The sequence below is a fragment of the Streptomyces yangpuensis genome (genome assembly GCF_024666385.1).
Lineage (GTDB): Bacteria > Actinomycetota > Actinomycetes > Streptomycetales > Streptomycetaceae > Streptomyces > Streptomyces yangpuensis.
In genome coordinates this window covers 7,229,870-7,254,859 of the sequence record NZ_CP102514.1, presented here as the reverse complement: position 1 = coordinate 7,254,859, position 24,990 = coordinate 7,229,870, and the positions used below count along the sequence as shown (strand labels likewise).

The following is a 24,990-nucleotide window of genomic DNA, read 5'->3' as shown; positions in this document are numbered from 1 at the left end:
TGCCGGCCCGGGGGTGGTCCCGGGTCACAGGCGTGCCGCGCGCTTCAGCCTTCCCAGGTCGACGAACTTGAAGTCCGTATCGGTGCGGGTCTCCCCGTCCGGTCCGGCGGTCACGGGGGTGTTGCGGCCGTCCTGGACGACGAGCAGCCCCTCGGGGAACCTCCTGCCCAGGGGCGCGCTGGTGACGGCGGCGCCGTCGCACTCCTGGGAGCCGTCGGGCGCTCCGGGCCCGGTGCCCGCCGCGACGCGGAAGCCGCGGACGTACGCGTTGCCGTTCTCGCGGTCGAAGACGGCGAAGGTGTCGTCGCCCTGGCTGGAGGCGAGGAGGTAGCCGCCGTGCCGGGGGTGCTTCGGGTCGCGCCAGATGGTGAGGCCCTCGACGTCGGCGGACACGTGCCGGCCGCCGAAGCCGGGGTCGGCGCCCGCGTCGCACTCCTCGGTCTGCGGGTTCCAGGTGCCGGGCACGCCGAAGGAGCGGACCTTCTCGATCAGGCGGGCCGGGGAGCGCAGGTCGGCGTCCAGCTTCCAGATACCGACGTCCTCCTGGCCGGCGTAGAGGTCTCCGGTGTCGGGGTCGACGACCATGCCCTCCACCTGGGGGAGTTCGCCCGGTTCGCCACACGGTGACCACGGCGTTCCGTCGGGCAGGGTGAAGGTGGCGGGCAGCGCGGTGGTGCGGACCGTGCGGTAGCCGACCTTCCCCCCTGCGGTGGGCCGGAGTTCGGCCAGGGCCAGCTCGGTGCCGTGACGCCTGCTGGTGACGGCGAAGGAGCGGCCGCTGCGGCGGTCGGTGTACGCGGCCAGGCCGTAGGCGGTCCGCTGGTCGTCGATCTCGTCCTGGTCCGCGGAGAACACCGGCGGGGCGGCCGTTTTGTCCGTGACGTCGACCAGGGGCGCGGTGGGCCGCCCGGGGTCGATCCGGTAGACGCGCAGCCGGTCGCTACCGCGGTCGGAGACGACGGCCACGTCGTGGTGTCCACCGGGGAAGCGCAGGCCGGTGACGAGGTCGACGTTGTTGAACCGTCCGGGCTTGTGCCCGGCGCCGGGCGGTGGCGGGGCCGGCAGGGACTGGACCTGGCGCCCGTCCAGGTCGTAGACGCGCAGGCCGCCCTCCTTGGCGGTGGCGATGACCAGGCTGCGGTCGGGGTCCTGGGCGTTGCGCCAGATCGCGGGGTCGTCGGCGTTGGCGTTGCCGCCGGCCTCGTCGTCGAAGAGGGAGGGCGTCTCGACGGAGGCGGGCACCTGCGGCAGGGGCGGCGGGGTGCCGCGGTCCGCGCGGGCGTGCGCCGGTACGGCGATCACGCCCAGGGCCACGACGGCGGCCACGCCGACCGCCGTTGTCCGCCTGCTCGGGAACGCGCTCATCTTGCCTCCTGGTCACGGGGGTCGGGTGCGGCCGGCCGCGGAGTCGGGTCCCACGGGTGCTCCGTGGCCGGGCCGCCCCCACCGTGGGCCACCCGCGGGTGACCACCATGGAGCGGACATGGCGTGAGCATGACCACGTCGTGAAATCCCGCGTGCGTCCCGCGTCCGTCCCGCTTCCTTAGCGGAACGTTAGATCTGCGCGGCGGAGCTTGTCCGGCTCCGGCGGCGGCCCCATGCTCTGGACACTCCCCCGCCGCAGGGGCCGTTCTCCCCTCTCCCGTCAGGGACTTCCCGCTGGAGCCGCCATGTCCTCGTCCACCGTCCCCGTCGTCCCGACGCCCGCGGAGGAGCGCCGCAAGCGCCGGCTCGCCCTGATCGGCGGCTCGCTCGGCAACCTCGTCGAGTGGTACGACTGGTTCGTCTACGCCAGCTTCGCGATCTACTTCGCCGACTCCTTCTTCCCCGGGGACAACCCGACCACGCAACTGATGAACACCGCGGGGATCTTCGCGGTCGGCTTTCTGATGCGCCCCGTCGGCGGGTGGATCCTCGGCCGCGCCGCGGACCGGCACGGACGCAAGAGCGCGCTCACGCTCACCGTCACCATGATGTCGGTGGCCGCCCTGCTCATCGCCGTCGCCCCGACCTACGGCCAGGCCGGGTACTTCGGCGCCCTGGTGCTGCTGCTGGCCCGTCTGCTGCAGGGGATGAGCATCGGCGGCGAGTACGCCGCCAGCGCCACGTACCTGACCGAGGCGTCCGCCCGCAACCGGCGCGGCCTCGGCTCGTCCTTCCAGTACGTGTCGATGACCTGCGGCCAGCTGCTGGGTCTGGGCATCCTGATCACGATGCAGCACACGCTCACCACGGGGCAGTTGGAGAGCTGGGGCTGGCGGGTCCCCTTCGTGCTCGGGGCGTTGTTCGCCGTGGTCGTCTTCTGGCTGCGGCGCCGGCTCCAGGAGACCGACGCCTTCCAGGAGGAGGCGTCCGGCAAGGACGCGCACGACGACAGCACGCGCGGCACGCTCAAGGCACTGTGGCAGTACCGTCGGCAGGCCGGCCTGGTCATGGCCCTGACCCTCGGCGGCACCGTGGCCTACTACACCTACACCACCTACCTGACCAAGTACCTCGTCGGCAGCGCGGGCATGGAGAAGACCACCGCCACCCTGGTGAGCTTCACCGCGCTGACCCTCTTCGCCGTGCTCCAGCCCTTCGCCGGCATGCTGTCCGACCGGATCGGCCGCCGTCCCCTGCTGATCACCTTCGCGGTGGGCTGCACGATCGGCACGTACCCGATCATGACCGCGCTGGGCTCGGCGTCCTCGTACTGGTCCGCGCTCGGTCTGTCCCTGCTCGCCCTGGTGATCATCACCGGCTACACGTCCATCAACGCGGCGGTCAAGGCCGAACTGTTCCCCACCAGGGTGCGCGCCCTGGGGGTGGCACTGCCGTACGCCATCGCCAACGCGCTGTTCGGCGGCACGGCGGAGTACGTGGCGCTCTGGTTCAAGAGCAGTGGTCACGAGACCATGTTCTTCTGGTACGTCTCCGGGTGCGCGCTGATCTCCCTGGTGACCTACGTGCTGATGCCGGACACCCGCGACGCGGCCCTCAGCCGGGCGGAAGCGGACGCGGACGCCGCGGCGGGGGCCGGTGCGGCCGGGAAGCCCGTCGAGGCGGTGCGCTGAGCGGCGGCGGTAGCCTGGGTCCGCGGCCCGCGCGGGCCGCGGATCCCGGACGGCGAGAGGGGCTCCCGTGCACGCGCTGCTGGTCGAGGACGACGACCGGATGGCCCAGGCGCTCGGCACCGCCCTCGCCCAGCGCGGACACACCGTCCGCCGGGTGGCGCGGGCCCAGGACGCGCTGCGCCACACGCGCGAGGCGGAGTTCGTCCTGCTGGACCTGGGGCTGCCCGACCTGGACGGGACAGAGCTGCTGCGGCGGCTGCGGACCGTCTGCGGTGTGCCGCTGATCGTGGTGACCGCGCGGTGCGAGGAGCGCGACATCGTGCAGGGTCTGCGGGCGGGTGCCGACGACTACGTCGTCAAGCCGTTCCGGATGGCCGAGCTGATGGCCCGTATCGACACCGTACGGCGCCGGACGGACGCGCACGCCGACCGCGCCGCCCCGGGCCCGGCGGTCGTGCGCCGCGGGGATGTGGAGGTGGACCCTGCGGGCCGTACGGTCACCGTCGCGGGTGCCGAAGTACGCCTGACACGCAGGGAGTTCGACGTCCTCGCGCTGCTGGCCACCCGGCCGGACGAGGTTCACTCGCGCGAGGAGATCCTGGACCGGATCTGGGGCGACGCCTTCCTCGCCGCCTCGCGCTCGCTGGACGTGCACGTGGCCGGCATCCGCGCCAAGACCGGCCGCTCCGGACTCGTGCGCACCGTCCGCGGGTACGGCTACCAGCTCGGCGGGGAGCGGTGAGGCGGCGGCTCCTCGCCGTGCTGACGGTCCTCATGGGGGTGGCGGCGCTGCTCCTGTGCCTGCCGCTGGCCGAGGGGTACGCGCGGGGCCGTACGGAGCACCTGCTGCTCCAGCGCCGTTCGGAGGCCGTGCGGTTCGCGGATCTCGCGGAGCGGATGCGTACGGATGCCGACCGGGCGGAGCTGGTGGCCGAGATCGGCCGGTACGCCGACCTGTACGGGGCGGGCGTGGTGGTGGTCGACACGGCGGGCGCGACGCTGGTACGGGCCGGTACCACCCCCGGCGCGGGGGCGGTGGAGGCGCGCAGCCGTGCCCTGACCGGCCGGTCCACCGACCGGCTGCCGACGCTGCGGCCGTGGGGTCCGGGCGGCGTCGTGCTCGCCGAGCCGGTGGGCCGGGACGAGCGGGTCAGCGGGGCGGTGCTGCTGGCGGTCCCCACCGATGCCGCCCGCCGGGACGTCACGGTCCGCTGGTCGCTCGTCGCGGCCGGAGCGCTCGCCTCCTTCGCGGCGGCCGCGCTGGTCGCCGCGGGGATCGCACGCTGGCTGATGCGGCCGGTCCTGGACCTGGACCGGGCGGTGGAGCGGCTGGCCGCCGGCAGCCTCCGGTCCCGGGCCGGCTCGGACACCGGCCCTCCCGAACTGCGCCGTCTGCGCAGGCACTTCAACACCATGGCCGACGCCGTGGCCGAATCCATCGGCCGTCAGCGCGACTTCGTCGCCGACGCCTCCCACCAGCTGCGCAACCCGCTGGCCACGCTGGTGCTGCAACTGGAGAACGTCGAGCCGCACGTCACCCCCGGGCCGGGCCTCGCCGAGCACGCCCGGGCCCTGGACGAGGCCGAGCGTCTGGCGGAACTGCTCGACGGCCTGCTGGCCCTGGCACGCGTGGAGTCCGGTGCCGCCGAGCCGGCCCGGCAGGACGTGTCGCGGGCGGTACGGGACCGGGTGTCGGCCTGGGCCCCGGTCTTCCGCGCGGCGGGGCTGGGCCTCACGGCCGCCGACGTCGCGGACGGCCTGTGGGCACACACCCTGCCCGACGCGGCGGGCCGGATCCTGGACGCGCTCCTGGACAACGCGGTCAAGTTCGTGCCGAGCGGCGGCCGCGTCGAGGTGAGCGCCGCGCACCGGCCCGACGGGAGCGCGGTCGTCCGGGTGGCGGACGACGGCCCGGGGGTCCCGGACGACCAACTGGCGTCGCTGCTGCGGCGCTTCACCCGCTCCCCCGGACACCAGAACATCCCCGGCAGCGGCCTGGGCCTGGCCATCGCCGACGAGATCGCCCGCCTCAGCGGCGGCACCCTCACCCTCGCCCCGAACACCCCCCGCGGCCTGACGGCGCACCTCCACCTCCCCCCGGACACCACCTAGCCGTAGACCGAGCGGTAGTACACGGCCGCGCCCGGGTGGAGGGGGACGCGGCCCGTCGAGATGGCGAAGCGCGGCTCCAGGCGGGCGCCCGCCGTCACCTCCCGCAGGAGGTCGCGCCACTGGTCGAAGACCACCCGCAGCAGGTCGCGCACGACGTGCTCCGCCACGTCCGTGCGGGCCAGGAGGTAGTTGCCGACGCCGATGGTGCCCACCGGCTCCGTGAGGCCGTACACCCCGGCCGGCAGGGTGACCGCCGTGTAGACGGGGGCGTACCGCGCCCGCAGCGGGGCCACGTAGGCGTCCAGGGGCAGGAAGCGCAGGGGCCGCTCGCCCGCCAGCGTGGACAGGGCCGGGGTGGGCACGCCTCCGGACCAGAACAGCGCGTCGACCGCGCCCTCACGCAGCGCCGCCACGGACGCGGCGAGGCCCAGCGGGCGCTCGTCGGCCGGTGCGTCCGGTCCGGCGGCTCGCAGCACCCGCTGGGCGACCACCCGTACCCCGGATCCCGTCGCACCGGCGGCGACCGGGCGGCCTGCGAGGTCCGTCACCGTGCGGACCGGCCCGTCGGCCGGGACGACCAGGTGCGTGTAGTTGACGTAGACGCGGGCGAGTGCCGTCACCGCGACGGGCGCGGGGAAGGATGCGCGTCCCAGCACGGCGTCCTCGGCGGCGTCCGCCATGGCCAGGGCCAGTTCCGCGGAGCCCTCGTCGAGGCTGCGCAGGTTGTTCACGCTCGCCGCCGTACTCACGGGGATGATCTCCAGCGGCAGGTCGCTCGCGCCGACGGCGAGCGCCAGGGCCTTCCCGAAGGCGTTGTACGGCCCGCCCTCGGGGCCCGTCGCGAGCCGCAGCCGGCGTACGGGGCCAGAGTCCCCCGAACAGCCGGCGAGCGACGCCGCGACGGCGCCGATCCCGGCGCCCAGCACGGCGCGGCGCGACGGTCCGGTCAACTGCCGGCCTCCTGAGGTCTCCTCGGACGAACGGGGTGTGCGGGGTGGCTCATCATCATGCGGCACACGACGCGCGGCACGTGACCGCTCGGACTGCCGCGAAGAGTAGTTGAAAGAGGAAAGATGCCCAGGTCAACTGGTCTGTCCGAAAGATGAGTTACTACCCAGGAGACATGGAACGTCGCTCAGAGTTCGGGTACCTTCCATCACGTCGCCGCCACACCCGGGGCACAGGGCCCCACGGGACTTGCGGCGCAAAGGACCCGACCCCTGTTGACGACAGCAACCGAAGTCTTCACAGTCCGGCCATACACCCCGCACTGCCAGGTGATCAACGATGAGGGCGATCACGCCGTCATCGGCATCTCGCCGGGCAACAGCTACTTCTCGGCCCAGCGTGTTCTCGACCTCGCCCAGTGGGGCATGCGCAACTTCGCGCAGGTCGACCTCATTTACACCGACATGCACGTCGCGGAGATGTACGAGGCCCTCGGATACGGCGAGGACGAAGCTCGCCGCAAGGCGGTGAAGAACCTGCGCGGAGTCCGCGCCAAGGTCAACAACGCCGCCGCCGAAGCCGACCCCACCGGCGTCCGCCTCCGGGCCCGTCCGATGTCGTCCCTCACCGACATCCCGGCGTACCGGACCCTCCACAACCATCTGAACAACCTGCTCGACATCGACCCGGAGTTCCGGGAGACCTGCAACTCCCTTGTCGACGCCTTCCTTTCCTCGAAGGTCCTGAACGGGAAGGCGGCCACGGCCCGCCAGCGCGAGGTCTGCCTGGAGTACGTCTGCGCCGAGGCGCCGCTGTTCCTCGACACGCCCGCCATCCTGGGCGTGCCGTCCTCCCTCAACTGCTACCACCAGCTCCTGCCCATGGCGGAACTGCTCTACTCGCGCGGCTCGGGGCTTCGTGCCTCACGCAACCAGGGCCACGCCATCATCACCCCCGCCGAAGGAGACTCCGATGACCGCTGACACCCTCCTCGACTTCCCGTTCTCCGCACGCGGTGACCAACTCCCGGCCGAGGTCGAGCAGTTGCGCAACGAGCCGGTCAAGCGTGTCCGCACCATAGCCGGTGACGAGGCATGGCTCGTCTCGTCCTATTCGCTCTGCAAGCAGGTCCTCGAGGACCCGCGGTTCAGCCTGAAGGACACCTCGGCACCCGGAGTGCCGCGGCAGTACGCGCTGACGATCCCGCCCGAGGTCGTCAACAACATGGGCAACATCACCGGCGCGGGCCTGCGCAAGGCCGTGCTCAAGGCGATCAACCCGAAGACCGGCAACCTCACCGGCTGGATGCGCGAGCAGGCGAACACCCTGGTGGACGAGATCCTGCGCAGCGGTGCGCCGGTCGACCTGCGCGCCGCGTTCACCAACCCGTACGCGGAGAACCTCCACTGCCGCATCCTCGGCATCCCGGAGGCCGACGCCCCGCGCCTGGCCGCCAGCCTGGACATCGCGTTCATGAACTCGGCCTGCCCCGTCACGGGCGCCAAGCTCAACTGGGACCGCGACATGGCGTACATGGTGGAGCGCCTCGACGACCCGGCCACCGTCGGGCTGATGGCGGAACTCGCCGCGCTGCGCGAGGACCCCGAGTACGCGCACCTGACGGACGAGATGCTGGCGACCGTCGGCGTCACGCTGTTCGGCGCCGGGGTCATCTCCACCATGGGCTTCCTGACCATGGCGATCGTCTCGCTCCTGCAGAACCCCGACGTGTGGGAGCAGCTGCGCAAGGCGCCGGAGAAGATCCCGTCCGCCGTGGACGAGCTGCTGCGCGTCAACCTGTCGATCGCCGACGGCCTGCCGCGGCTCGCACTGGAGGACGTCACCCTCGGCGACGTCGAGGTCAAGAAGGGCGAGCTGCTGCTGGTCCTGGTCGAGGCCGCCAACACCGACCCGGCGGTCTACTCCGATCCGCACACCTTCGACATCGACCGCGCGAACGCCGGTACGCATCTGTCCTTCGGCGGCGGACCGCACTACTGCCCGGCCACCGCGCTCGGCAAGCGGCACACGGAGATCGCCATCGAGGTGCTGCTGGAGAAGATGCCCGGCCTGCAGCTGGCCGTCCCGTTCGACCAGCTCGTCTGGCGTACCCGTTTCATGAAGCGCCTCCCGGAGCGACTGCCCGTCCTCTGGTAGCGGCGCCGGCGCGCGGCGGCGCGCCCGCACCGTGAGGACGGCCCCGGCCGGGGGGAATCCGGCCGGGGGCGTCACCGTACGCACGGGGGGCGTACGGGCGGGTGCGGGCCGCAGGCGCAGCGGGCAGCGGGCAGCGGGCAGCGGGCAGCGGGGACGCGCGGCCTCAGGCCAGGAAGGCCGCGACGGCGGGCACGAACCGGCCGGCGTCGTCGAGCCAGGGATAGTGGCCCGCTCCCCGCTGCACGACGAGCGTGGCGTCGGGGAACAGCTCCGCGCATGCGGCGACCGACCGGGGCGGGCTGTTCAGGTCGAACTCTCCGGCGAGCAGGAGGACCGGGGCCCGCAGGGCCGCCAGCCCTGCTCGGGTCGCCTCCGGATCGAAGGCGCCCTCGGCGCCGAAGCGGGCGACGGCCTCCGGGTTGCCGGGACGGCCCGCCGCGTGGTGGCGCCGCGCCTCGTCGTCCCAACGACCGTAGAAGAAGGGGGCGATGGCGTCGCGGTCGCCACCGGTGCCGGCGATGAGCGCCTCCAGCGCGGCGAAGGCCGCGGGGAACCACGGTTCGCCGGCCCGCAGCCGGGCGAGTTCCCGCCGGTTCTCTCCCGTGATCACCGTGCCGACGGCGCGGGTGCCCGGGGTGATCAGGACGAGCCTGCCCACGCGCTCCGGATACCGGGCCGCGTACTGCAGGGCGGGGTTGGCTCCGGCGGAGTGGCCGAGCAGATCGATCCGGTGCAGGCCGAGATGCTCGCGCAGCGCCTCGATGTCGTCGACGAGGCGGTCGCTGCGGTAGGAGGAGGTGTCCCGCGGGACCGCGGAGCGGCCGGTGCCGCGCAGGTCCATGACGATCAGGCGGCGGTGTGCGGACAGGCCTCCGAGGTCGCCGAGGTAGACGGAGTCCGCGGGGCCTCCCGGGACACAGACGAGCGGGTCGCCGCCGCCCTGGCTGCGGTGGGCCAGGAGAGTCCCGTCGGGCGCGGCGAACACGGACTCGGACTCGGACTCGGACACGGAGTCGGACACGGAGCCGGACGCGGATGCGGGGGTGGTCATGACGCGCATCCTGGCAGCCATAACCAGGTTGTACAACCCGGTTATGACGAGACGGCCCCGCCGGGTGTATAACCGGGTTGTGGCAGATCGATACGGCTCACTGACCGAGGAAGAGGCGGCGCGGATGCTCGCCGGGATGAACGAGGTCATCCGGGCGGGCGAGGAGATGCGCAGGCTGCGCACCGAGATGATCAAGCTGTTCGCCGGCTTCGGCTGGACACAGGACAAGATCGCCCGGATCACGGACATGAGCCAGCCCGCCGTCTCCAAACAGATGACACGGCTGACGGCCGGCGAACCGCTGCCGCGGCTCGGACTCGCCCTGGACCAGCACGACGTCCCGTGGCTCGAAGGTCGTCTGTGGGCCCTGGCGGAGGAGGTCGCCGACTCCCTGGACACCGCACACTGCACACGCTTCGTCGGCGCCCTCACCAGGGGGCGCAAGCGCTTCACCCCCGAGACCACCGACGAGCTGCGACGCCTCCTCGAAGAGGACCTCAAGCAGGGCGCCGCCGAACTGCCCGCCCTCTTCCGGAGCACGTACGACGAGATCAGCCGCGGCCTCGACGTGGGCTCGACGCCGGCTCCCTCGGGGTCGGCCCCGGCGTCCGTACGCCGGACCGTCGCCCGCCAGCTCCAGCGCGACCGCCTCAGGGGTGAGGCCTGAACGGAAGCGGCCGGGTGCTCACCCCGTCCCCACCCGTCCGGCGTTCCGCCAGTACCTCCCGGATCACGTGCCGGGCGTTGCGCGCCATCGCCGGATTCGTCGTGCGGTAGTAGGGCAGCGCGATCACGGCCTGCGAGAGTGTCCGTCCCCGGCCGCGGGCCCAGGTCGTCTCGTCGACACCGAGCGCCTCGCGGAAGACCTTCCGCGCCCCGGCGGGCAGCAGGTTCCACGCCGGGAACAGGTCGCACGCCGGGTCCCCCACCCCCGTGCACCCGAAGTCGATGACCGAGGTCAGTCTGCCGCCGTCCACCAGCAGATTGCCCGGCATCAGATCTCCGTGCAGCCACACCGGCTGCGCGTCCCACTCCCCGGCCCGCACCGCGTCCTCCCACACCGCCGTCAGGGCGTCGCAGTCGACGCCCTCCTCCGGGATCAGCCGCAGCTCCCCGATCGCCGCCCGGGTCGGCGCGTCCAGGGCCGCGAGCGGCCCGCCCCGGTAGGCCTGCGGCGCCCCCGCCAGGGTGATGCTGCGCATCGCGGCGACGAAGGCGGCCAGGTCCCGGGCCAGGGCGACGGGGTCCTCCAGGGCGCCCGCCTCGGGGTTCTCCCCGGCCAGCCACCGGTGGACCGACCACCGCCACGGATATCCCTCTGCGGGCTCGCCCGCCCCCAGGACCTGCGGGACGGCCGTCGGCAGCAGTGGAGCGAGGCGGGGCAGCCAGTCCCGTTCCGTCGCGATGTCCTCGGCCCCGCCCTCGCGCAGGGGCAGCCGTACGACCATGTCCTCGCCGAGCCGGTACATGGCGTTGACCGTGCCGCCGGACGGGAACCGCTCCACCGTCATCCCGGCCCACCGGGGGAACCGGCCGGCGACCAGCCGCCGTACGAGACCGTCGCCGACGGGGTGCTGGCCGGGGTGCATCTCTCCTGGGTTGATGCTCACGGCCGCCATCCGACCCGCGGGGACGGCCGCGGTCAACCGGTTTCTTCCGGCCGTTCGGGCGGTGGCGCCGCTGCCCCGGGGACGTCGTGATCGTTCGATGGCTGACGGGCCGTCCGGGACCCGTCGGCGGCAGGTACCTCGACAGGGGAGGCGAGTGGTCGGAACGCGAGTCGCACGCAGGGCCGTGCTCCGGGGGCGTCGTGGGGCGCCGCGGCAGCGCTGCTCGGGCCGTCGCCGGCGGACGCCCGCCGACTTCGCGGACCTGGTCCGGGGACGGGGAGGGCGGCTCCTGAAGGACCGCGCTCAGGGCCGGTCGTACCAGGAGAACGCCGCGATCCGCCAGCCCTCCGGGGTGCGGACGAACTGGATGGTCTTGGTGCCGCCGCCCTCGAACGGTTCGTCGTCCAGGACGCCCGACTTGCGGTACTCGCCGAACCGCGACGCGATGTCGCCCGCGATCTCGGTCCGTTCGGAGGTCTCCCACTCGGCGAACTCCACCAGCCGTCCGCCGGCGAGCAGTTCCCGCCGGGGCTCGATGAACTCGTCCACGGTGTAGACCGTGAACCGCGGGCCGGTCATGACGATCACTCCCCCGGGCACGACGAGCCGGCGGATCCGGTCCACGTCGGCGGCCTTGCCGCCGCGGTTGTCGAAGCATCCGAAGAACTCGGCGGTCAGCGTGTCGATCTCGGCCTTGGACATGGACGCGACACTAATTCGCCGGATCCGCCGTCCGCAATCACGGGGCCGCCCGCGCCTTCGTGATCACCAGGGGCGGTCCGGCCCGCTCGGCCGACCACGGCCGGCTCGCGACGAGGTCCGGGTCGGCGACGGCGAGCGCCTCGTCCACCGACGGCCGGTGCCGGACGACGTCGCGGAAGCCGGCGCGCTCCAGCAGCGCCGGGTAGACGGTCACGGGCCACGCGTGGTTGCGCATCCGCTGCCAGGATCCGTCGGTGCGCCGGAGCCGGACGGTCACCTCGTCGCCCGGTGCGTACACCTCGCCCGGCTCACCGATCCGCAGCGAGGCGTACTCCGTGCCGGCGCAAGCCGGATCGGTGGTCAGCAGCACGAACGGGGCACCCGGCCGCAGCAGCCGGCGGATCTCGGTGAACACGCCGAGCAGGGCGTCCTCGGTGGGCAGCGACGCCAGTACGTGGTTGCACATCACCGCGTCGGCGCAGCCGTCGGGCAGGTCCGTGACGCGCCCGTTCTCGACCAGGTGGTACTCGGCCACCGCGGTCGCGGAGGCACGGGCCAGCTCCAGCATCTCCGGGGAGGTGTCGGCGCCCAGGACCCTGGCCCCCAGGACGCGCGCCGCGTGGTCGGCCACCCTGCCCGGCCCGCATCCGTAGTCCACCAGGACCTTTCCGGCACCGATGCGGTCGGCCGCCAGCGCCCGCAGGACGAACGGGTAGCCCAGGAGCCAGTCCGTGGCCGCCTCCACGGCCGCGAACGCCTGCGCTCCCTCGTGTCCGGACCAAGCGGTGCCCTCTTCGCTCACAGCCCCACTATCGGGCCACCACGGCCGTGCGGCACGTCCACCACACGGGCGCGGGCATCGTCAGAGGGTGATCCAGTACCGCCGCTTGGGGCCGATCAGGGTCTCGCGCACGTCCTCCAGTACCCCGCCGCAGCGCTCGATGGTGCGGACGGACCCTTCGTTTCCGGGGTCGCAGGTGAGCAGGACCCGGTCCATCCCGAGGACGCGCGCCTCGTGGAGGACGGCGGACAGGGCCCAGGTGGCGAGGCCCTGTCGGCGGGCCGAGGGCCGGATGCCGTAGCCGATGTGGCCGCCGGCGTCGAGGAGGAAACCGTTGAGGTAGTGGCGCAGATCGATGGCGCCCAGGTAGGTGTCGCCCTCGGTGATCCACCAGTACGTCGCGTGGACCCGGCCGTGGTCGACCGGCAACGAGCGGTCCGCGTGGCCGCGCAGTTTCCGCGTCCAGGCGGCGAAGCCCTCCGGGCTGTCGACGTCGTCGTCGGCGCCGAGCCCGGCGCCGTCCATGTGGGCGTCGGCCCCCCATTCCTCCTGCGCGGCGGTCCAGGATCCGTGCAGGTGGGGGCTGGGGGCGATGAGCTGGGGCATGCAGGGGACCCTAACAGTCGGATCATCCGACCGACCCGTCGTGCCCGGTGGGTGCCCGGGCCCGCCTCAGCCGGACTTCGGCTCGGACGGCTTGTGGCCGGGGTAGACGTGGTCGGGCGTCACGATGCCGGTGATCGCCTCGCCGAAGAGCGTGCTGGGCTCCTGGCCGTCGTGCAGGATGTCGGTGTTGAGGATGACGACCATGGTCGCCTGCGCCTGCGGCAGGTACACGCCGAGGCTCTCGTAGCCCGGGAGCGAGCCGTTGTGGCCGATCCAGCCCTGGACGTTGAAGAGGCCCAGGCCGTAGCCGGCGCCGGGGATGCCCACGGAGGTGGTCTTCAGGCGCTGGGCCTGCGTCTCGGGCGTCAGGAGGGTGCCGGTGGCGAGGGTGCGCGCCCAGCTCCGCAGGTTCTCCAGGTCGGAGATCATCGCCCCGGCCGCCCAGGCCCACGACGGGTCCCAGTCCGTCGACACCTCGACCTTCCCGGACGCGGTCTGGTCGGTGTACCCCTGCGCGTGCGGTGCGGGGAACTCGGACCCCGTCGGGAAGAAGGTGCGGCGCAGTCCGGCCGCCGCCACGACGTCCTGGTCGATGACCTCGGCGAGCGGCCGGCCGGTGACCTTCTCGATCACCAGGCCGAGCAGGATCAGGTTGGTGTTCGAGTACTGGAACTTCGCGTCCGGCGCGAACTGCACCGGGTGCTTGAAGGAGTATTCGAGCAGCTGCTGCGGGGTGAAACGGCGGTCGGGGTCGGAGGTGAACGCCTTGTCGAAGTCCGGGTCCTCGCTGTAGTTGAACAGCCCGCTGCGCATACCGGCCAGTTGCCGCAGGGTGATGAGGTTGCCGCCCGGGACCCCGGAGATGTAGTCGCCGATGGGGTCGTCGAGGCCGACCTTGCCCTGGTCGACCAGCTGGAGGAGGGCGGTGACGGTGAACGTCTTGGTCTGGCTGCCGATGCGGGTGTTGAAGTCGGTCCGCATGGGCGCGCCGGTCGCCTTGTCGGCCACGCCGAAGGCCTTCACGTAGCTGCCCTTGCCGGGTGCCCACAGGCCGACGATGACGCCGGGCACGCCGGCCTCGCGCATGACCTGCCGGATGGCGGTGTCGAGTTGGACCGCGACCGCCGGGGTGATCGCCTTGAACTCCCCGCCGGTGTCGGGGGAGGGAGTGGCGGAGGCGGTCGGTCCGGGGGTGGGCGCCCCGTACGCGGGGACCGTCGCGGCCCCGGTGATGAGCAGGCCCGCCGCGGCGGTGGCCGCGCAGGCCCGGCGGAGCCGTACGTGCGTCGTTTTCACCTATGCCTCCTGCGGTACGAGGACCAGGGCACGGCATACACGGTCAGCCTAGGCCCGCACCGGCCGGGCCGCGCGGCGAGGCGGCGTCCGGCCCCTGTGCGAGGGCCCGCGCGCGGGCGATGACCAGGGCGACGTCGTCGTGGTCGTCGGGACGGCGCAGGGAGTCCAGGAGCCGGTCGCACGTCTGCTCCAGGGGGCCGCCGGTGTCGGCGAGCAGCTCCAGCAGGAGGCCGAGCCGTTCGTCGATGGGCTGGTCACGGGTCTCCACCAGACCGTCGGTGTAGAGGACCAGTTGGTCACCGGGCTCCATGGCGACGGTGGTGGCCTCGAAGGGGATGCCGCCCACGCCCAGCGGTGCTCCGGTGGGCAGGTCGAGCAGCCTGGGGGCGTGACCGGAGCGGATGAGCACGGGCGGGAGGTGGCCGGCGACGGCGATGCGGCACTGCGCGCGGTGCGGGTCGTGGACGACGTAGACGCAGGTGGCGATGGTCTCCTCGAGGGCGGCCGTGGTGCGGTCCAGCTGCTGGAGCACCTGCGGCGGGTCGAGGGCGAGTTCGGCGAGGGTGCGGGTCGCGGTGCGCAACTGCCCCATGCTGGCCGCGGCGTTGATGCCGCTGCCCATGACGTCGCCGATGACGAGGACGGTGGTGTCGTCCGGTCCCGCGATGGCGTCGAACCAGTCGCCGCCGATCTCGCTGCTGGCCGCGGCGGGCCGGTAGCGCGAGGCGACCTCCAGGCCGGGCGTGGGCGGCGGGTGGTGGGGCAGGAGGTGGTGCTGGAGCGCGAGGGCGGTGTGGTGCGCGTTGCGGTACCAGCGGGCGTTGTCGATGCACACGGCGGCGCGCGCGGCCAGTTCACCGGCGAGCACGATGTCGTCATCGTTGAAGGGCAGCGGGTTGCGGGTGCGTTTGAGGTCGAGGGCGCCGAGCACCTCGCCGCGCGCGATGAGCGGCACGGCCAGGTACGAGCGCAGTCCGGCGCGGGAGAGGAGAGAGGCGGCGTTGCTGTCGCGGGCGATCCGGGAGATGTCCCTCGCCTGGACGTGGGCGACGAGGACCGGGTGGCCGGTCGTCACGGACTGGGTGACCAGCCGGTCGGCGGCGTAGCGGGCGATGTCCCCCGGGGGGTCCGCGGCGCGGACGGCCTCGCTCGGGTAGGCGGCCGCGACGGCGAGGGCACGGAACACGGCGGGCTCGTGGGCCGACGACCTGAGGGTGGGCCGGCCTTCGAGGACGGAGTCGAGGATGTCGACGGCGGCGATGTCGGCGAGCTCCGGCACGACGACATCGGCGAGCTCGCGCGCGGTCTGGTCGAGGTCGAGGGTGGTGCCGATACGGACGGTGGCGTCGGCGATCAGTGCGAGGCGGCGGCGGCTGCGGGCGATCTCCAGGGCCGCCTGGTGGCTCTGGGTGACGTCCACCACGGAGGTGGCCAGGCCCAGGACCCGCCCGGTGGCGTCCTCCAGCCGGTAGTAGGACACCGACCAGGCGTGTTCGGCGCTGTGCCCGCCGTGGGTGCGTCCGGCGGTGAACTGCTCCAGCAGCGGTGTGCCGGTGGCCAGGACCTGGCGCATCGCCGATTCGGCGGCCTCGGTGTCGTCGAGGAAGGACAGGGCCTCCCGGACGCCCCGGCCGATGTGCTCGGAGGCGGGCAGCCCGTTGATCCGCTCCAGCGTGGGGTTGACCAGGACGTAGCGCAGCTCGGTGTCGAGGACCGCGAGTCCGATCGGGGACTGGGCCACGAGGCGGGCGGACAGGGCGAGGTCCCGCTCCAGCTGCCGCAGCGTGGTGCGGTCGGTGGCGATGCCCAGGGCGTACAGGTCGCCGCGGTCGTCGAGGAGCCGCATGTTGCGGAACTCCACGAGGCGGGTGCTGCCGTCCTTGTGCCGCACCGGGAAGGCACCCGCCCAGTCGCCGGCGCCGCCCATGACCCGCGCGAAGAGTTCCGTCACCAGGCCGATGTGCTGCGGTGCGGCGAGCAGCCGGGCGGCGGGCTGGCCCAGGGCCTCGGCGGCCGTCCAGCCGAACAGCTGCTCGGCCTGCGGGCTCCACAGGGCGACCCGGCCGTCGGCGTCGAGGACGACGGCCGCCACGTTCAGGACGTCGAGCAGCCCGCTCGGCGGGGCGAGCCCGGCCGCGGCAGGCCGCCGCCCACTGGCCCCCGGCTCGTCGATCGCACCCATCGGCGATGCTCCCTTCCGGCACCGTCGCCCGGCGGCACCCGCCCCGGCCCGTCCCGTCCGGCCGTGGTGCGGGGCGGTCCGGGGAGGTCCGGGGCGTACGGTCATCTCTCATGGTCCCTCCGAAACCGCCGGGAAGCGTCCGGAGCGGCCGCGGGTCGGGCGGCCGTAGGGTTTCCGGGGCTGTCGGGGGCGGCGCCGTGACGGCGTAGGCTCGGCGGATGGCGAAATACTTCGACGTGCACCCCGAGAATCCCCAGCGGCGCACCATCGACAACGTGGTCGACATGATCCGCTCGGGCAGGCTCGTCGCTTACCCCACGGACTCCTGCTTCGCGCTGGGATGCCAGCTGGGCAACCGGGAGGGCATCAACCGGATCCGGTCGATCCGCAACCTGGACGACCGTCACCACTTCACCCTGGTGTGCCAGAACTTCGCCCAGCTGGGGCAGTTCGTGCAGATCGACAACAACGTGTTCCGCGCCATCAAGGCGGCCACACCGGGCAGTTACACCTTCATCCTCCCGGCGACCTCGGAGGTTCCGCGTCAGCTGCTGCATCCGAAGAAGAAGACCGTCGGTGTCCGGATCCCCGACCACGTCGTCACCCAGGCCCTGCTCGCCGAGCTCGGCGAGCCGCTGCTGTCCAGCACCCTGCTGCTGCCGGACGAGGCAGAGCCGATGACGCAGGGCTGGGAGATCAAGGAGCGGCTCGACCACGAGGTGGACGCCGTACTGGATTCGGGTGACTGCGGCACCGAGCCGACCACAGTCATCGACTTCTCCTCCGGTGAGGCCGAGATCGTCCGCCGGGGAGCCGGCGACACCTCACGGTTCGAGTAGTCCGCACGGTTCGAGTGGCCCGCACGGTTCGAGTGGCCCGCTCACGGGTCGGTGCGTACGTCCGCGTACCGGCCCAGGTAGCGGAACCGGCCCGATTCGGCCCGGTAGAGGTGGGCGAGGTTGTCCCCGGTCAGGGCCCGCGTCCTGGTGTCGAAGGCGACCGCCTTGGCGAGCCCCTGGTGGGTCGTACGGAAGATCCGGCGGGACAGGCCCGCCCTGTCGCGGCCCTCGCCCTCCAGCCCGGTCAGGGCGGTGGCCAGCAGCCCCACCGCGTCGTACGCCTCGGTGGCCCAGCGTGCGGGCGGTTCGCCGTGGGCGCTGCGGTGGGCCGCGGCGAAATCGGCGGTGCCGGACGCTGCCGACGGATCGATGAACAGGGCGCTGAACACCCAGCCCTCGGCTGCCTGGCCGGCCGCGGTGTGGAAGGCCGGTTCCATGGCGTGCTGGAGTCCCACGCGGGGGCCCGGGAAGCCGGCGTCGGCCAGTGCGCGGGCCAGCTCGCCGGCCCGCTGCGGCGAGGTGCCGGCGTAGACGACGCCCTCGGCGCCGGCTTCGGTCAGGGCGCGTACGGTGCCCGCGAAGTCGGAGCCGCCCTCGGGGATGCGGTGGACGCTCACCGTGCCCTGCGCCGGGGGACTCTGCTGGAGCGCCCGGGTGACCTGCCACGCCGGTGCTCCGTTCGCCGCGTCCTCGACGACCGCCGTACGGCGCGAGATCCGCACCCGGGACAGGTAGTGCAGGACGGGGAGGCCGAGGCCCTCGCCGTTCGGGCGGGTGGCGCACGCCGTGCGCCACAGCGTCGTGGCGTTGGCAGGGGTGTCCACCGATACCAGCACCAGGGTGAGGTCCGCGGCGAGGCAGGCGTCGGCCAGTACCGGCACGGCCGCGTCCCAGGTGGGGCCGGTCACGGCGAGCACCGCCGGGTCGGCGATCAGTTCCTTGACGGCCTGTTCGGCGCGCTGCGGGTCCCCGCCGTCGTCGGCGACGCGCAGGGCCAGCCGGAAGGCGGCGTCGGAGCGGGCGTTGTGGTGGTCCAGGGCGAGCCGCATGCCGCGCTCGTGGGCCTGGCCGGTCGCCCGGCCGGGCCCGGTGAGGTCGGCCTGCAGGCCGAGGGTCAGGACCGGGAGGTTTCGTTCGCGACCGGGCGTCCCGCGGCCGCCGGGTCCCCGGGTGGTGTACCAGGCGACCGGCGCGGCGGCGGCGACCAGGGCTCCGCCGGCCGCGAGCAGCCGTCTGCGGGTGAACGGCCGGGCGGGCTCGGGTGCGTCGATCCGGGTGGGTTCCGGGGCGGGCAGGTCCAGGGCCCGGGTGGAGCGTTCGGCGATGATCCGGGGCAGCGGGGCCGGCAGCCAGCCCCCGGCCGCCGCCGGGTCCGTGCCGGCCGGGTCCGTGCCGCTCGGGTCCACGCCGCCCGCGTCGGCGCCTCGATGGTCCGTGCCGCCCGGGTCGGGGCCGAGGAGGGCGGTGAGCTCGGCGAGGGTCGGCCGGTCCGCCGGTTCCTTCCGCAGGCATCCGGCGACCGCCTCGCGCAACTCGACGGGCAGTGAGCCGAGTTCCGGCTCCTCGTGGACGGTGCGGAAGACCACCGCGGCCGCGTGCCCGCCGCCGAACGGGCCGGTCCCGGTCGCCGCGTACGCCAGGACGCAGCCGAGGGAGAACACGTCGCCGGCCGTACCCGCGACGGGGCCGCCCGCACGGGCCAGCTCCGGTGCGAGGTAGCCGGGGGTGCCGACGACCGCGTCCACAGCCGTGAGCGTGGTCGCGCCGGCCGCCCGCGCGATCCCGAAGTCGATCAGGCGGGGCCCGTCCGGGGCCAGCAGGACGTTGCCCGGTTTGACGTCGCGGTGGATCAGCCCGGCCGCGTGCACCTCAGCCAGGGCCTCGGCGAGCCGGACGCCGAGGATGCGTACGGTCCTGGCGGGCAGGGGCCCGTACCCGCCGACCGCCTCGGCCAGGGAGGGGCCGGGGACGAACGGGGTGGCCAGCCAGGGTTCGCGGGCTTCCGGGTCGGCGGCGACCACCGGGACGATCCAGCGTCCGGTCAGCCCGGCGGCGGCCTGCGCCTCGCGGCGGAACCGGGCCCGGAAGGCGGGGTCCGCGCCGTGGTCGGCGCGGATCACCTTGACGGCGACCAGCACGCCCTCGGGGGAACGGCCCAGGTAGACGGTGCCCATGCCGCCCGCACCCAGGCGGCCCAGCAGACGGTTCCCGCCGATCGCGGCCGGATCGGCGGGGAGGAGGGGCCGCATCCGCCGCTATCCGGCCGCGGCTGGGGCGACCGGGCCCACGTACCGGATCCGTCCGCCTTCCACCTGGTGGAGGAAGTAGGCGTTGTCCTTCACCGTCCGGTCCTTGCCGAAGGCGTACTCCTTGGTCAGGCCGCGATAGGAGCCTTCCGCGAGGGCGGTGAGCAGGTCGGCGCGGGCCGGGCGGCCCCCGCCGCGGGCCGCCGTGACGAGCCGGTCGATGACCAGGCCCGCTGCGTCGTATGCCTCCGCCGTCCAGATGCCGGGCGGGGTGCCGTACGCCGCCTGGTGCGCGCGGGCCAGTTCGGCGGTCTCGGGGGCCTCGGGGCCGGTGTAGGGGGCGACGAACTGCCAGCCCTCGGCGGCCGGGCCTGCGGCGGCGAGGAACTCCGGCCCCATGACGGCGTAGTCGGCCGCCCGGTGGCCCCGGTAGCCGGCGGCGGCCAGCAGGGTGGCGGTCCTGGCCGCTCCCTGGGGGGTGCCGGTGTAGAAGAAGGCGTCGACGCCGTGCGCGAGCATGTCGGTGACGACCGGGGACAGGTCCTGTGTGCCGCGCGGGACGACGCGTGGATGGACGGTGGCTCCCGGGACGTAGCCGGCGATGGTGCGGGTCGCGTGCAGGATCGCCTGCCAGCCCTCCACGTCGCCGTCCCGGTCGCACAGGACGCCCAGCCTGCTCACCCCGCGCTCCCGGGCGAGCTGGCGGCCCAGCGCCGAGCCCTGGATGAAGGAGATGGGGCTGACCTGGAAGAAGCTGCGGCGGTCGGCGACGCTGAAGGCGCTCGCCAGGGCCGAGACGGTGAGCAGGGGCAGCGCCGCCTCGCCGTACAGCTCCAGGCACGGGGTGACCGTGGCGTTGCCGGTGGGCCCGATCACGGCGAGTACGTCCGGGTCGGAGATGAGGCTGGTGGCGGCGGCCGCCGAGCGATCCGCCCCGCCGGCGTCGTCGGCGGTGGCTACGGTGAGCGTGAAGGGTTTGTCCTTGCGGGAGTTGAAGGCGTCGACGGCAAGCCGTACGCCGCGTTCCTGGGCGATGCCGGCCGCCTTCTGCGGGCCGGAGAGGTCGGCCTGTACGCCGATCACCCAGGCGCGGGCGGCGGTTGCGGCTGTGCCCTTCGGTTTCTCGTCCTCGCGCAGCGCCAGCCAGCCCGCCGTGCCGCCGCCGATCGCGAGCACGGCCCCGGCGGCGATCTGGAGGAACCGCCTGCGGGACGACGCCGGGCCGGTCCCGCCGGGTGCGGGGGCGGCCTCGGGGTCGGCGACGGTCTCCTCGATGCCGGGCAGGCCGAGCAGGGCGGCGGCCCGTTCGGCGATGGTCGCGACGACCGGGTCGGGCAGCCAGTCGGTCCCCTCGCCCGGGGTGTCCTCGACGAGGGCCTCGTCGAGTGCGGCGGCGGTGGGCCGGATGTCGGGGTGTTTGGCGAGGCAGGTCCGCAGCAGGGCGGTGAGTTCGGGGTCGGCGAGCAGCTCCGGGCCGAGGTCGGGCTCGTCGTGGACGGTGCGGTAGAGCACGGCTTCCACGGTGCCCGCGCCGAAGGGCAGCCGGCCGGTGGCGGCGTAGGCGAGGAGGCAGCCGAGGGAGAAGACGTCGCCGGACGGTTCGGCGGGGCGGCCCTCGGCCTGCTCGGGCGGGAGGAAGCCGGGGGTCCCGAGTACGGCGTCGGCCGAGGTCAGGGCGGTGTGCTCGCCGCCCCGGGCGATTCCGAAGTCGATGAGCCGGGGCCGGTCCATGCCGAGCAGCACGTTGCCGGGTTTGACGTCGCGGTGGACGAGGCCCTGCGCATGCATCACCTGAAGGGCCTTGGCGAGGGCCTTGCCGAGGATCCGTACGGCGCGCAGCGGGAGCGGGCCGTGGGCGGAGACGGCCTCGGCCAGGGACGGGCCGGCGACGAAGGAGGTGGCCAGCCAGGGTTCCGGGGCGTCGGGGTCGGCGCCGGTGATCCTGACGGCCCACGGGCTCTCGACCTCGGCGGCGATCTCGGCCTCGCGGCGGAACCGGGCCCGGAAGTCGGACTCCTCGGCGTACTCGGCCCGGATGACCTTGACGGCGGCGAGCGCGCCGTCGTCGGTGCGGCCGAGGTAGACGACGCCCATGCCGCCGGCGCCGAGCCGTCCGAGGAGGCGGTGGCCGCCGATCCGGGACGGGTCCGAGGGATGCAGCTGCTCCATCAGCCGGCCGCCTTTCCGAGGGCCTGCTTGGCCTGCGCAATCATGCGGCTGTTGCCCTGGACGACTAGCTGGGTGAGGGTCTCGTCCTTGAAGCCCTCGGCGCCCTTGCCCGCGATGGCCACGGTGACCGGGCCGAACTGCGCCTGGTACCAGAAGTACCGGTGCGGTCCGCCGTCCTGCTCACTGACGTAGGTACCGATCTCGTTGAAGGCGTCCTCGCTCCAGTTGTTCAGCTGCTCCCCCTGGTACATGGCGTTGCCCAGCAGGCCCTTCAGCTGCTCGCCCTCGCGGAGCTTCTGGTCGGGGCAGCGCAGGACCTCCTCCATGGCGCGTGCCGTCTCCCAGCCCGATTCCAGGCGGTCGCGGTGGACGGTCACCGTGGCGTTGAGCCGGACGCGGCCGTGGCCGTCCGCGGCCGGGATCTGGAAGTAGCGGGTGTTCGTGGCGAGTACGTCCTGCGGCAGGCCGGCGGTCTGCCAGACGCACCCCTCGTCGAGGACGGGCCAGCGCCCGGAACTGCTCTCGAACGGTGTGCTGCGGACCACGCCCGGGCCGAAGGCGTCCTCGGTGATGAGGATCCGGGCGAGGAGTTCCCTGGCCTCGGCCGCCGTCTTCGGCTGCTTGGACTCGTCCAGTTGCGGTACGAGGGAGACGGCCGAGGGCGCGGTGGTCGACGCCGCCGGGGCGGGGGACGCCGCGGGGGCGCGGCTGGTCGCCCCGTTCCCGTCCTTCCCGTCGGCCGTGCACCCGGCCATTGCGGCCATCGCGGCCATCACGGCCACGGAGAACAAACCTGCTGCCGCACCGTCGTAGGCGCGCAGCGCGACATGGCGTCGTGTCACAGTACCCCCCAACGGCACGGATGGTACCCCGCGGTGGGGTCGCGCAACTGTCTTATGCACAACCGTTGTTGGAGGCCGGGGTCACGCCGGGCCAGGCCGGTGCGGCTCCCGTCCCGGCTCTCCGGATCGGAACCCGGGCGAAACACAAACCGGTTGACCGGTATGCATTCCCCCGGAAGCGGGCATGCTGCAAGAGCTCGCGTTCTCGGGAAGGAGCGATGTGCTCACTCAGATTCTCGACCGGCTCCGACGCCTCCTCGGACGCCCCGCCTCCTCCGACTCCGCCTCCTCCGCACCCGGACGTGACGACGAAAGCGCGGCGGTCGCCCGGGCCCCGGTCTTCACGGCGGACTTCACCTCCACCCGCCAGTGGGTCGCCGGACGCTCCTGGGCCTATCCGAACGGCGGCCCCACCAACCCGGGCGACAACAAGCTCGACCACCTCGTCTCTGACCCTTCCTTCAGCCGGACCGGCACGTTCCGGGCCGCCCGCCGCCCGGACGGCAACTGGAACGCGGGCCTGCTGACCACCGAGGGCAGCGAGGAGGGGTTCATGGTGCGGACCGGTGACGTACTGGAGTCCCGCGTACGACTGCCCGTCGAACTCGGGGCCTGGCCGGCGATCTGGACCTGGCTGGACGGCGACAACGAGATCGACGTCTTCGAGTACCACCCGGACAACCCCGACCTGCTCGAACTGTCCAACCACGTCAGGGGCGGCTCCCGTTACCACCGGGACCAGGCGATCCGCCCCGGCGGCTGGGTGGACCTCAAGGTCGAGTTCGGCTCCCGCTCCGTCGTGTGGTGGGTCAACGGCAAACAGGTCTTCGCCGACCGCCGCGGGGTGGGCCGCCGCTGGCGCGCCTACCTGATCGTCAACCTCTCGGTCTGCGCGGGCCGCTACCACCCCAAGCCCGACCCGGGCGTGTCCTCGATGTCGTACGAGGTGGCCTACCTCCGCGTGATCCGCCCCTGACCCACCGGCCGCTATGCGGTCTCGGCCGCCGCCGTGGCGCAGGTTTCGTGGCCCCAGCGGGTGCCGTTCTTGGCGATCATGTCGCCGACGGCGTACGGCTTCCCACAGGGGCAGCTGCCGGGGAACTTCGCCTTGATCGCCCGGCTCCCCCGGCCCGTCGTGGAACCGGCGGACGACCGCTTCTTCGCCGTACCGGACTTCTGCCGCGCGGGCGCGGCGGGAGCCGGTACGGGCATGTCCGCGTTCCCCAGGGCCGTGCCCGCGGCCTCCTGCCGGAGCGCGGCGTCGCTGGCGGCCTGGTCGGCGATCGCGTTCAGGTGGTCGCCGTCCTCGCGGTGCGCGGGAACGTAGCGGAACGTCACGTCGCGCTCGGCCAGCAGCCGGTCGATCTCCTCGACGAGTTCACGGTTGGCGACGGGCTGGCCGGAGGAGGTCTTCCAGCCGTTGCGCTTCCAGTTGGGCAGCCACTGCGTGACAGCCTTCATCGCGTACTGCGAGTCCATCCGCACCTCGACGGACGTCCCCGGCGTCAGCGCCTCCAGCAGCCGCTGGAGCGCGGTGAGCTCCCCGATGTTGTTGGTGGCCCGCCCCAGCGGACCGGCCTCCCAGCGCTCGGGGCGGCCCTCGGCGTCGGCGATGACCCATCCCCAGCCGGCGGGCCCGGGGTTACCCTTCGCCGCTCCGTCACAGGCGGCAATGATGCGATCAGACATCCCCCGATCATGCCTCATCCCCGGGGGCGGTACGGCCCGCGGCCGGTCGCGCCATCCTGATCAGCGCGAGCCGCCGCACGGTGGCGACCGGGTGGACCCGGCGGCCCGCGGCCCGCGGCCCGCTCGGCGAACGGCCCAGCGGCCGGATCCGCTCCGGGCCGCGGACGGATCAGGGCCGTACGGCGATGCCGCACGGCCCTGATCGTGCACTCCCCGGTTCACCCGGGGGAGGAAACGGTTCTCCGGAGCCCGGGTCACAGCCCGGGCCGGCCGGGGATCAGGCGGGGGTGATGTTCTCCGCCTGCGGGCCCTTCTGGCCCTGCGTGATGTCGAAGGTCACGGCCTGACCCTCCTGGAGCTCACGGTAGCCCGTGGCGTTGATCGCCGAGTAGTGGGCGAAGACGTCCGGGCCGCCGCCGTCCTGGGCGATGAAGCCGAAGCCCTTTTCCGAGTTGAACCACTTCACGGTTCCCGTAGCCATGTTCATGCCTTCCCGTTGACGTACGTCCTCCACACGGCGTGGAGGACGGAGGTGATCGCCCTGGTCCTACGGCACAACACAGCAAAACTGCCCACACCGGAAGGCGCGGGCAAGGCACTTGGAACCACGACAGCTACCGGAGAAGGTACACGCACGCACGCACTGTCACCAGGGGGAATGATCTCGCCTGCGCGGCGGGAATTCGCCCTTGTACGGACTTGCC

General features: G+C 73.2%; 22 protein-coding genes. 8 read left to right on the top strand and 14 right to left on the bottom strand.

Annotation, left to right across the window (positions count from 1 at the left end):
* Positions 1 to 24: 24 nt before the first annotated feature.
* Positions 25 to 1,365: a phytase gene (locus tag NRK68_RS32870; RefSeq protein ID WP_257857588.1), complete on the bottom strand. Its 1,341-nt coding sequence runs from the start codon at positions 1,363 to 1,365 to the stop codon at positions 25 to 27.
* A gap of 305 nt (positions 1,366 to 1,670) precedes the next feature.
* On the opposite strand from NRK68_RS32870, the gene NRK68_RS32865 reads away from it, so the two are divergent.
* From NRK68_RS32865 to NRK68_RS32855, 3 genes are all read left to right on the top strand, one after another.
* Complete coding sequence (locus tag NRK68_RS32865; RefSeq protein ID WP_257857586.1) at positions 1,671 to 3,056, top strand: MFS transporter; 1,386 nt, start codon at positions 1,671 to 1,673, stop codon at positions 3,054 to 3,056.
* Between the two features lie 67 nt (positions 3,057 to 3,123).
* Positions 3,124 to 3,798: a response regulator transcription factor gene (locus NRK68_RS32860; RefSeq protein ID WP_183064800.1), complete on the top strand. Its 675-nt coding sequence runs from the start codon at positions 3,124 to 3,126 to the stop codon at positions 3,796 to 3,798.
* Positions 3,795 to 5,168 (top strand): sensor histidine kinase, encoded by a 1,374-nt coding sequence (locus tag NRK68_RS32855; protein ID WP_257857585.1) that lies wholly within the window; start codon positions 3,795 to 3,797, stop codon positions 5,166 to 5,168. Before NRK68_RS32860 ends, NRK68_RS32855 begins: the two co-directional genes overlap by 4 nt.
* On the opposite strand, the gene NRK68_RS32850 is transcribed toward NRK68_RS32855, so the two are convergent.
* A complete protein-coding gene (locus tag NRK68_RS32850) occupies positions 5,165 to 6,118 on the bottom strand; it encodes a TAXI family TRAP transporter solute-binding subunit (RefSeq protein WP_257857584.1) in 954 nt (317 codons plus the stop codon). The two genes, NRK68_RS32855 and NRK68_RS32850, sit on opposite strands and share 4 nt — an antisense overlap.
* A 273-nt stretch (positions 6,119 to 6,391) precedes the next feature.
* On the opposite strand from NRK68_RS32850, the gene NRK68_RS32845 reads away from it, so the two are divergent.
* On the top strand, positions 6,392 to 7,099 hold the full coding sequence (locus NRK68_RS32845; RefSeq protein WP_183064799.1) for a cyclodityrosine synthase: 708 nt from the start codon (positions 6,392 to 6,394) through the stop codon (positions 7,097 to 7,099).
* Positions 7,089 to 8,273: a cytochrome P450 gene (locus NRK68_RS32840; protein WP_183064798.1), complete on the top strand. Its 1,185-nt coding sequence runs from the start codon at positions 7,089 to 7,091 to the stop codon at positions 8,271 to 8,273. The genes NRK68_RS32845 and NRK68_RS32840 overlap by 11 nt, the downstream gene beginning before the upstream one ends.
* 163 nt (positions 8,274 to 8,436) lie before the next feature.
* On the opposite strand, the gene NRK68_RS32835 is transcribed toward NRK68_RS32840, so the two are convergent.
* On the bottom strand, positions 8,437 to 9,324 hold the full coding sequence (locus NRK68_RS32835) for an alpha/beta fold hydrolase (protein ID WP_257857583.1): 888 nt from the start codon (positions 9,322 to 9,324) through the stop codon (positions 8,437 to 8,439).
* Positions 9,325 to 9,403: 79 nt separating this feature from the next.
* Here NRK68_RS32835 and NRK68_RS32830 point away from each other — a divergent pair, with 79 nt between their 5' ends.
* Positions 9,404 to 9,991 (top strand): sigma-70 family RNA polymerase sigma factor, encoded by a 588-nt coding sequence (locus NRK68_RS32830; protein WP_257857582.1) that lies wholly within the window; start codon positions 9,404 to 9,406, stop codon positions 9,989 to 9,991.
* On the opposite strand, the gene NRK68_RS32825 is transcribed toward NRK68_RS32830, so the two are convergent.
* The 6 genes from NRK68_RS32825 to NRK68_RS32800 all read right to left on the bottom strand — a co-directional run bounded on the left by NRK68_RS32825 (position 9,975) and on the right by NRK68_RS32800 (position 16,501).
* Positions 9,975 to 10,913 (bottom strand): aminoglycoside phosphotransferase family protein, encoded by a 939-nt coding sequence (locus NRK68_RS32825; protein ID WP_257857975.1) that lies wholly within the window; start codon positions 10,911 to 10,913, stop codon positions 9,975 to 9,977. The two genes, NRK68_RS32830 and NRK68_RS32825, sit on opposite strands and share 17 nt — an antisense overlap.
* A 324-nt stretch (positions 10,914 to 11,237) precedes the next feature.
* Complete coding sequence (locus NRK68_RS32820) at positions 11,238 to 11,636, bottom strand: nuclear transport factor 2 family protein (RefSeq protein WP_183064796.1); 399 nt, start codon at positions 11,634 to 11,636, stop codon at positions 11,238 to 11,240.
* 37 nt (positions 11,637 to 11,673) lie between these two features.
* Positions 11,674 to 12,438, bottom strand: a complete 765-nt coding sequence (locus NRK68_RS32815; protein WP_257857581.1) for a class I SAM-dependent methyltransferase — start codon at positions 12,436 to 12,438, stop codon at positions 11,674 to 11,676.
* 60 nt (positions 12,439 to 12,498) lie between these two features.
* Positions 12,499 to 13,023, bottom strand: a complete 525-nt coding sequence (locus NRK68_RS32810) for a GNAT family N-acetyltransferase (RefSeq protein WP_183064794.1) — start codon at positions 13,021 to 13,023, stop codon at positions 12,499 to 12,501.
* Between the two features lie 66 nt (positions 13,024 to 13,089).
* Positions 13,090 to 14,319 carry a serine hydrolase domain-containing protein gene (locus NRK68_RS32805; RefSeq protein WP_183064793.1) on the bottom strand — a complete coding sequence of 410 codons (1,230 nt, stop codon included), beginning with the start codon at positions 14,317 to 14,319 and terminating at the stop codon, positions 13,090 to 13,092.
* Positions 14,320 to 14,362: 43 nt separating this feature from the next.
* Entirely contained in the window at positions 14,363 to 16,501 is a 2,139-nt protein-coding gene (locus NRK68_RS32800) for a SpoIIE family protein phosphatase (protein WP_183064792.1), read from the bottom strand.
* 218 nt (positions 16,502 to 16,719) lie between these two features.
* On the opposite strand from NRK68_RS32800, the gene NRK68_RS32795 reads away from it, so the two are divergent.
* On the top strand, positions 16,720 to 17,340 hold the full coding sequence (locus tag NRK68_RS32795; protein WP_046780064.1) for an L-threonylcarbamoyladenylate synthase: 621 nt from the start codon (positions 16,720 to 16,722) through the stop codon (positions 17,338 to 17,340).
* Positions 17,341 to 17,381: 41 nt separating this feature from the next.
* On the opposite strand, the gene NRK68_RS32790 is transcribed toward NRK68_RS32795, so the two are convergent.
* Genes NRK68_RS32790 through NRK68_RS32780 form a run of 3 tightly spaced genes read right to left on the bottom strand, consistent with a single transcriptional unit; the run spans position 17,382 to position 22,597 of the window.
* A complete protein-coding gene (locus NRK68_RS32790; protein ID WP_257857580.1) occupies positions 17,382 to 19,589 on the bottom strand; it encodes a bifunctional serine/threonine-protein kinase/ABC transporter substrate-binding protein in 2,208 nt (735 codons plus the stop codon).
* 6 nt (positions 19,590 to 19,595) lie between these two features.
* Positions 19,596 to 21,755: a bifunctional serine/threonine-protein kinase/ABC transporter substrate-binding protein gene (locus NRK68_RS32785; RefSeq protein ID WP_257857579.1), complete on the bottom strand. Its 2,160-nt coding sequence runs from the start codon at positions 21,753 to 21,755 to the stop codon at positions 19,596 to 19,598.
* On the bottom strand, positions 21,755 to 22,597 hold the full coding sequence (locus NRK68_RS32780) for a hypothetical protein (protein ID WP_257857578.1): 843 nt from the start codon (positions 22,595 to 22,597) through the stop codon (positions 21,755 to 21,757). Before NRK68_RS32780 ends, NRK68_RS32785 begins: the two co-directional genes overlap by 1 nt.
* Positions 22,598 to 22,817: 220 nt before the next feature.
* On the opposite strand from NRK68_RS32780, the gene NRK68_RS32775 reads away from it, so the two are divergent.
* A complete protein-coding gene (locus NRK68_RS32775; protein WP_257857577.1) occupies positions 22,818 to 23,573 on the top strand; it encodes a LamG domain-containing protein in 756 nt (251 codons plus the stop codon).
* Between the two features lie 11 nt (positions 23,574 to 23,584).
* Here NRK68_RS32775 and NRK68_RS32770 read toward each other — a convergent pair whose 3' ends face one another.
* Positions 23,585 to 24,286, bottom strand: coding sequence for a ribonuclease H family protein (locus NRK68_RS32770; RefSeq protein WP_183064786.1), 702 nt, complete (start codon positions 24,284 to 24,286; stop codon positions 23,585 to 23,587).
* A gap of 277 nt (positions 24,287 to 24,563) precedes the next feature.
* Positions 24,564 to 24,767, bottom strand: coding sequence for a cold-shock protein (locus NRK68_RS32765; RefSeq protein WP_030036890.1), 204 nt, complete (start codon positions 24,765 to 24,767; stop codon positions 24,564 to 24,566).
* Positions 24,768 to 24,990: the final 223 nt, after the last annotated feature.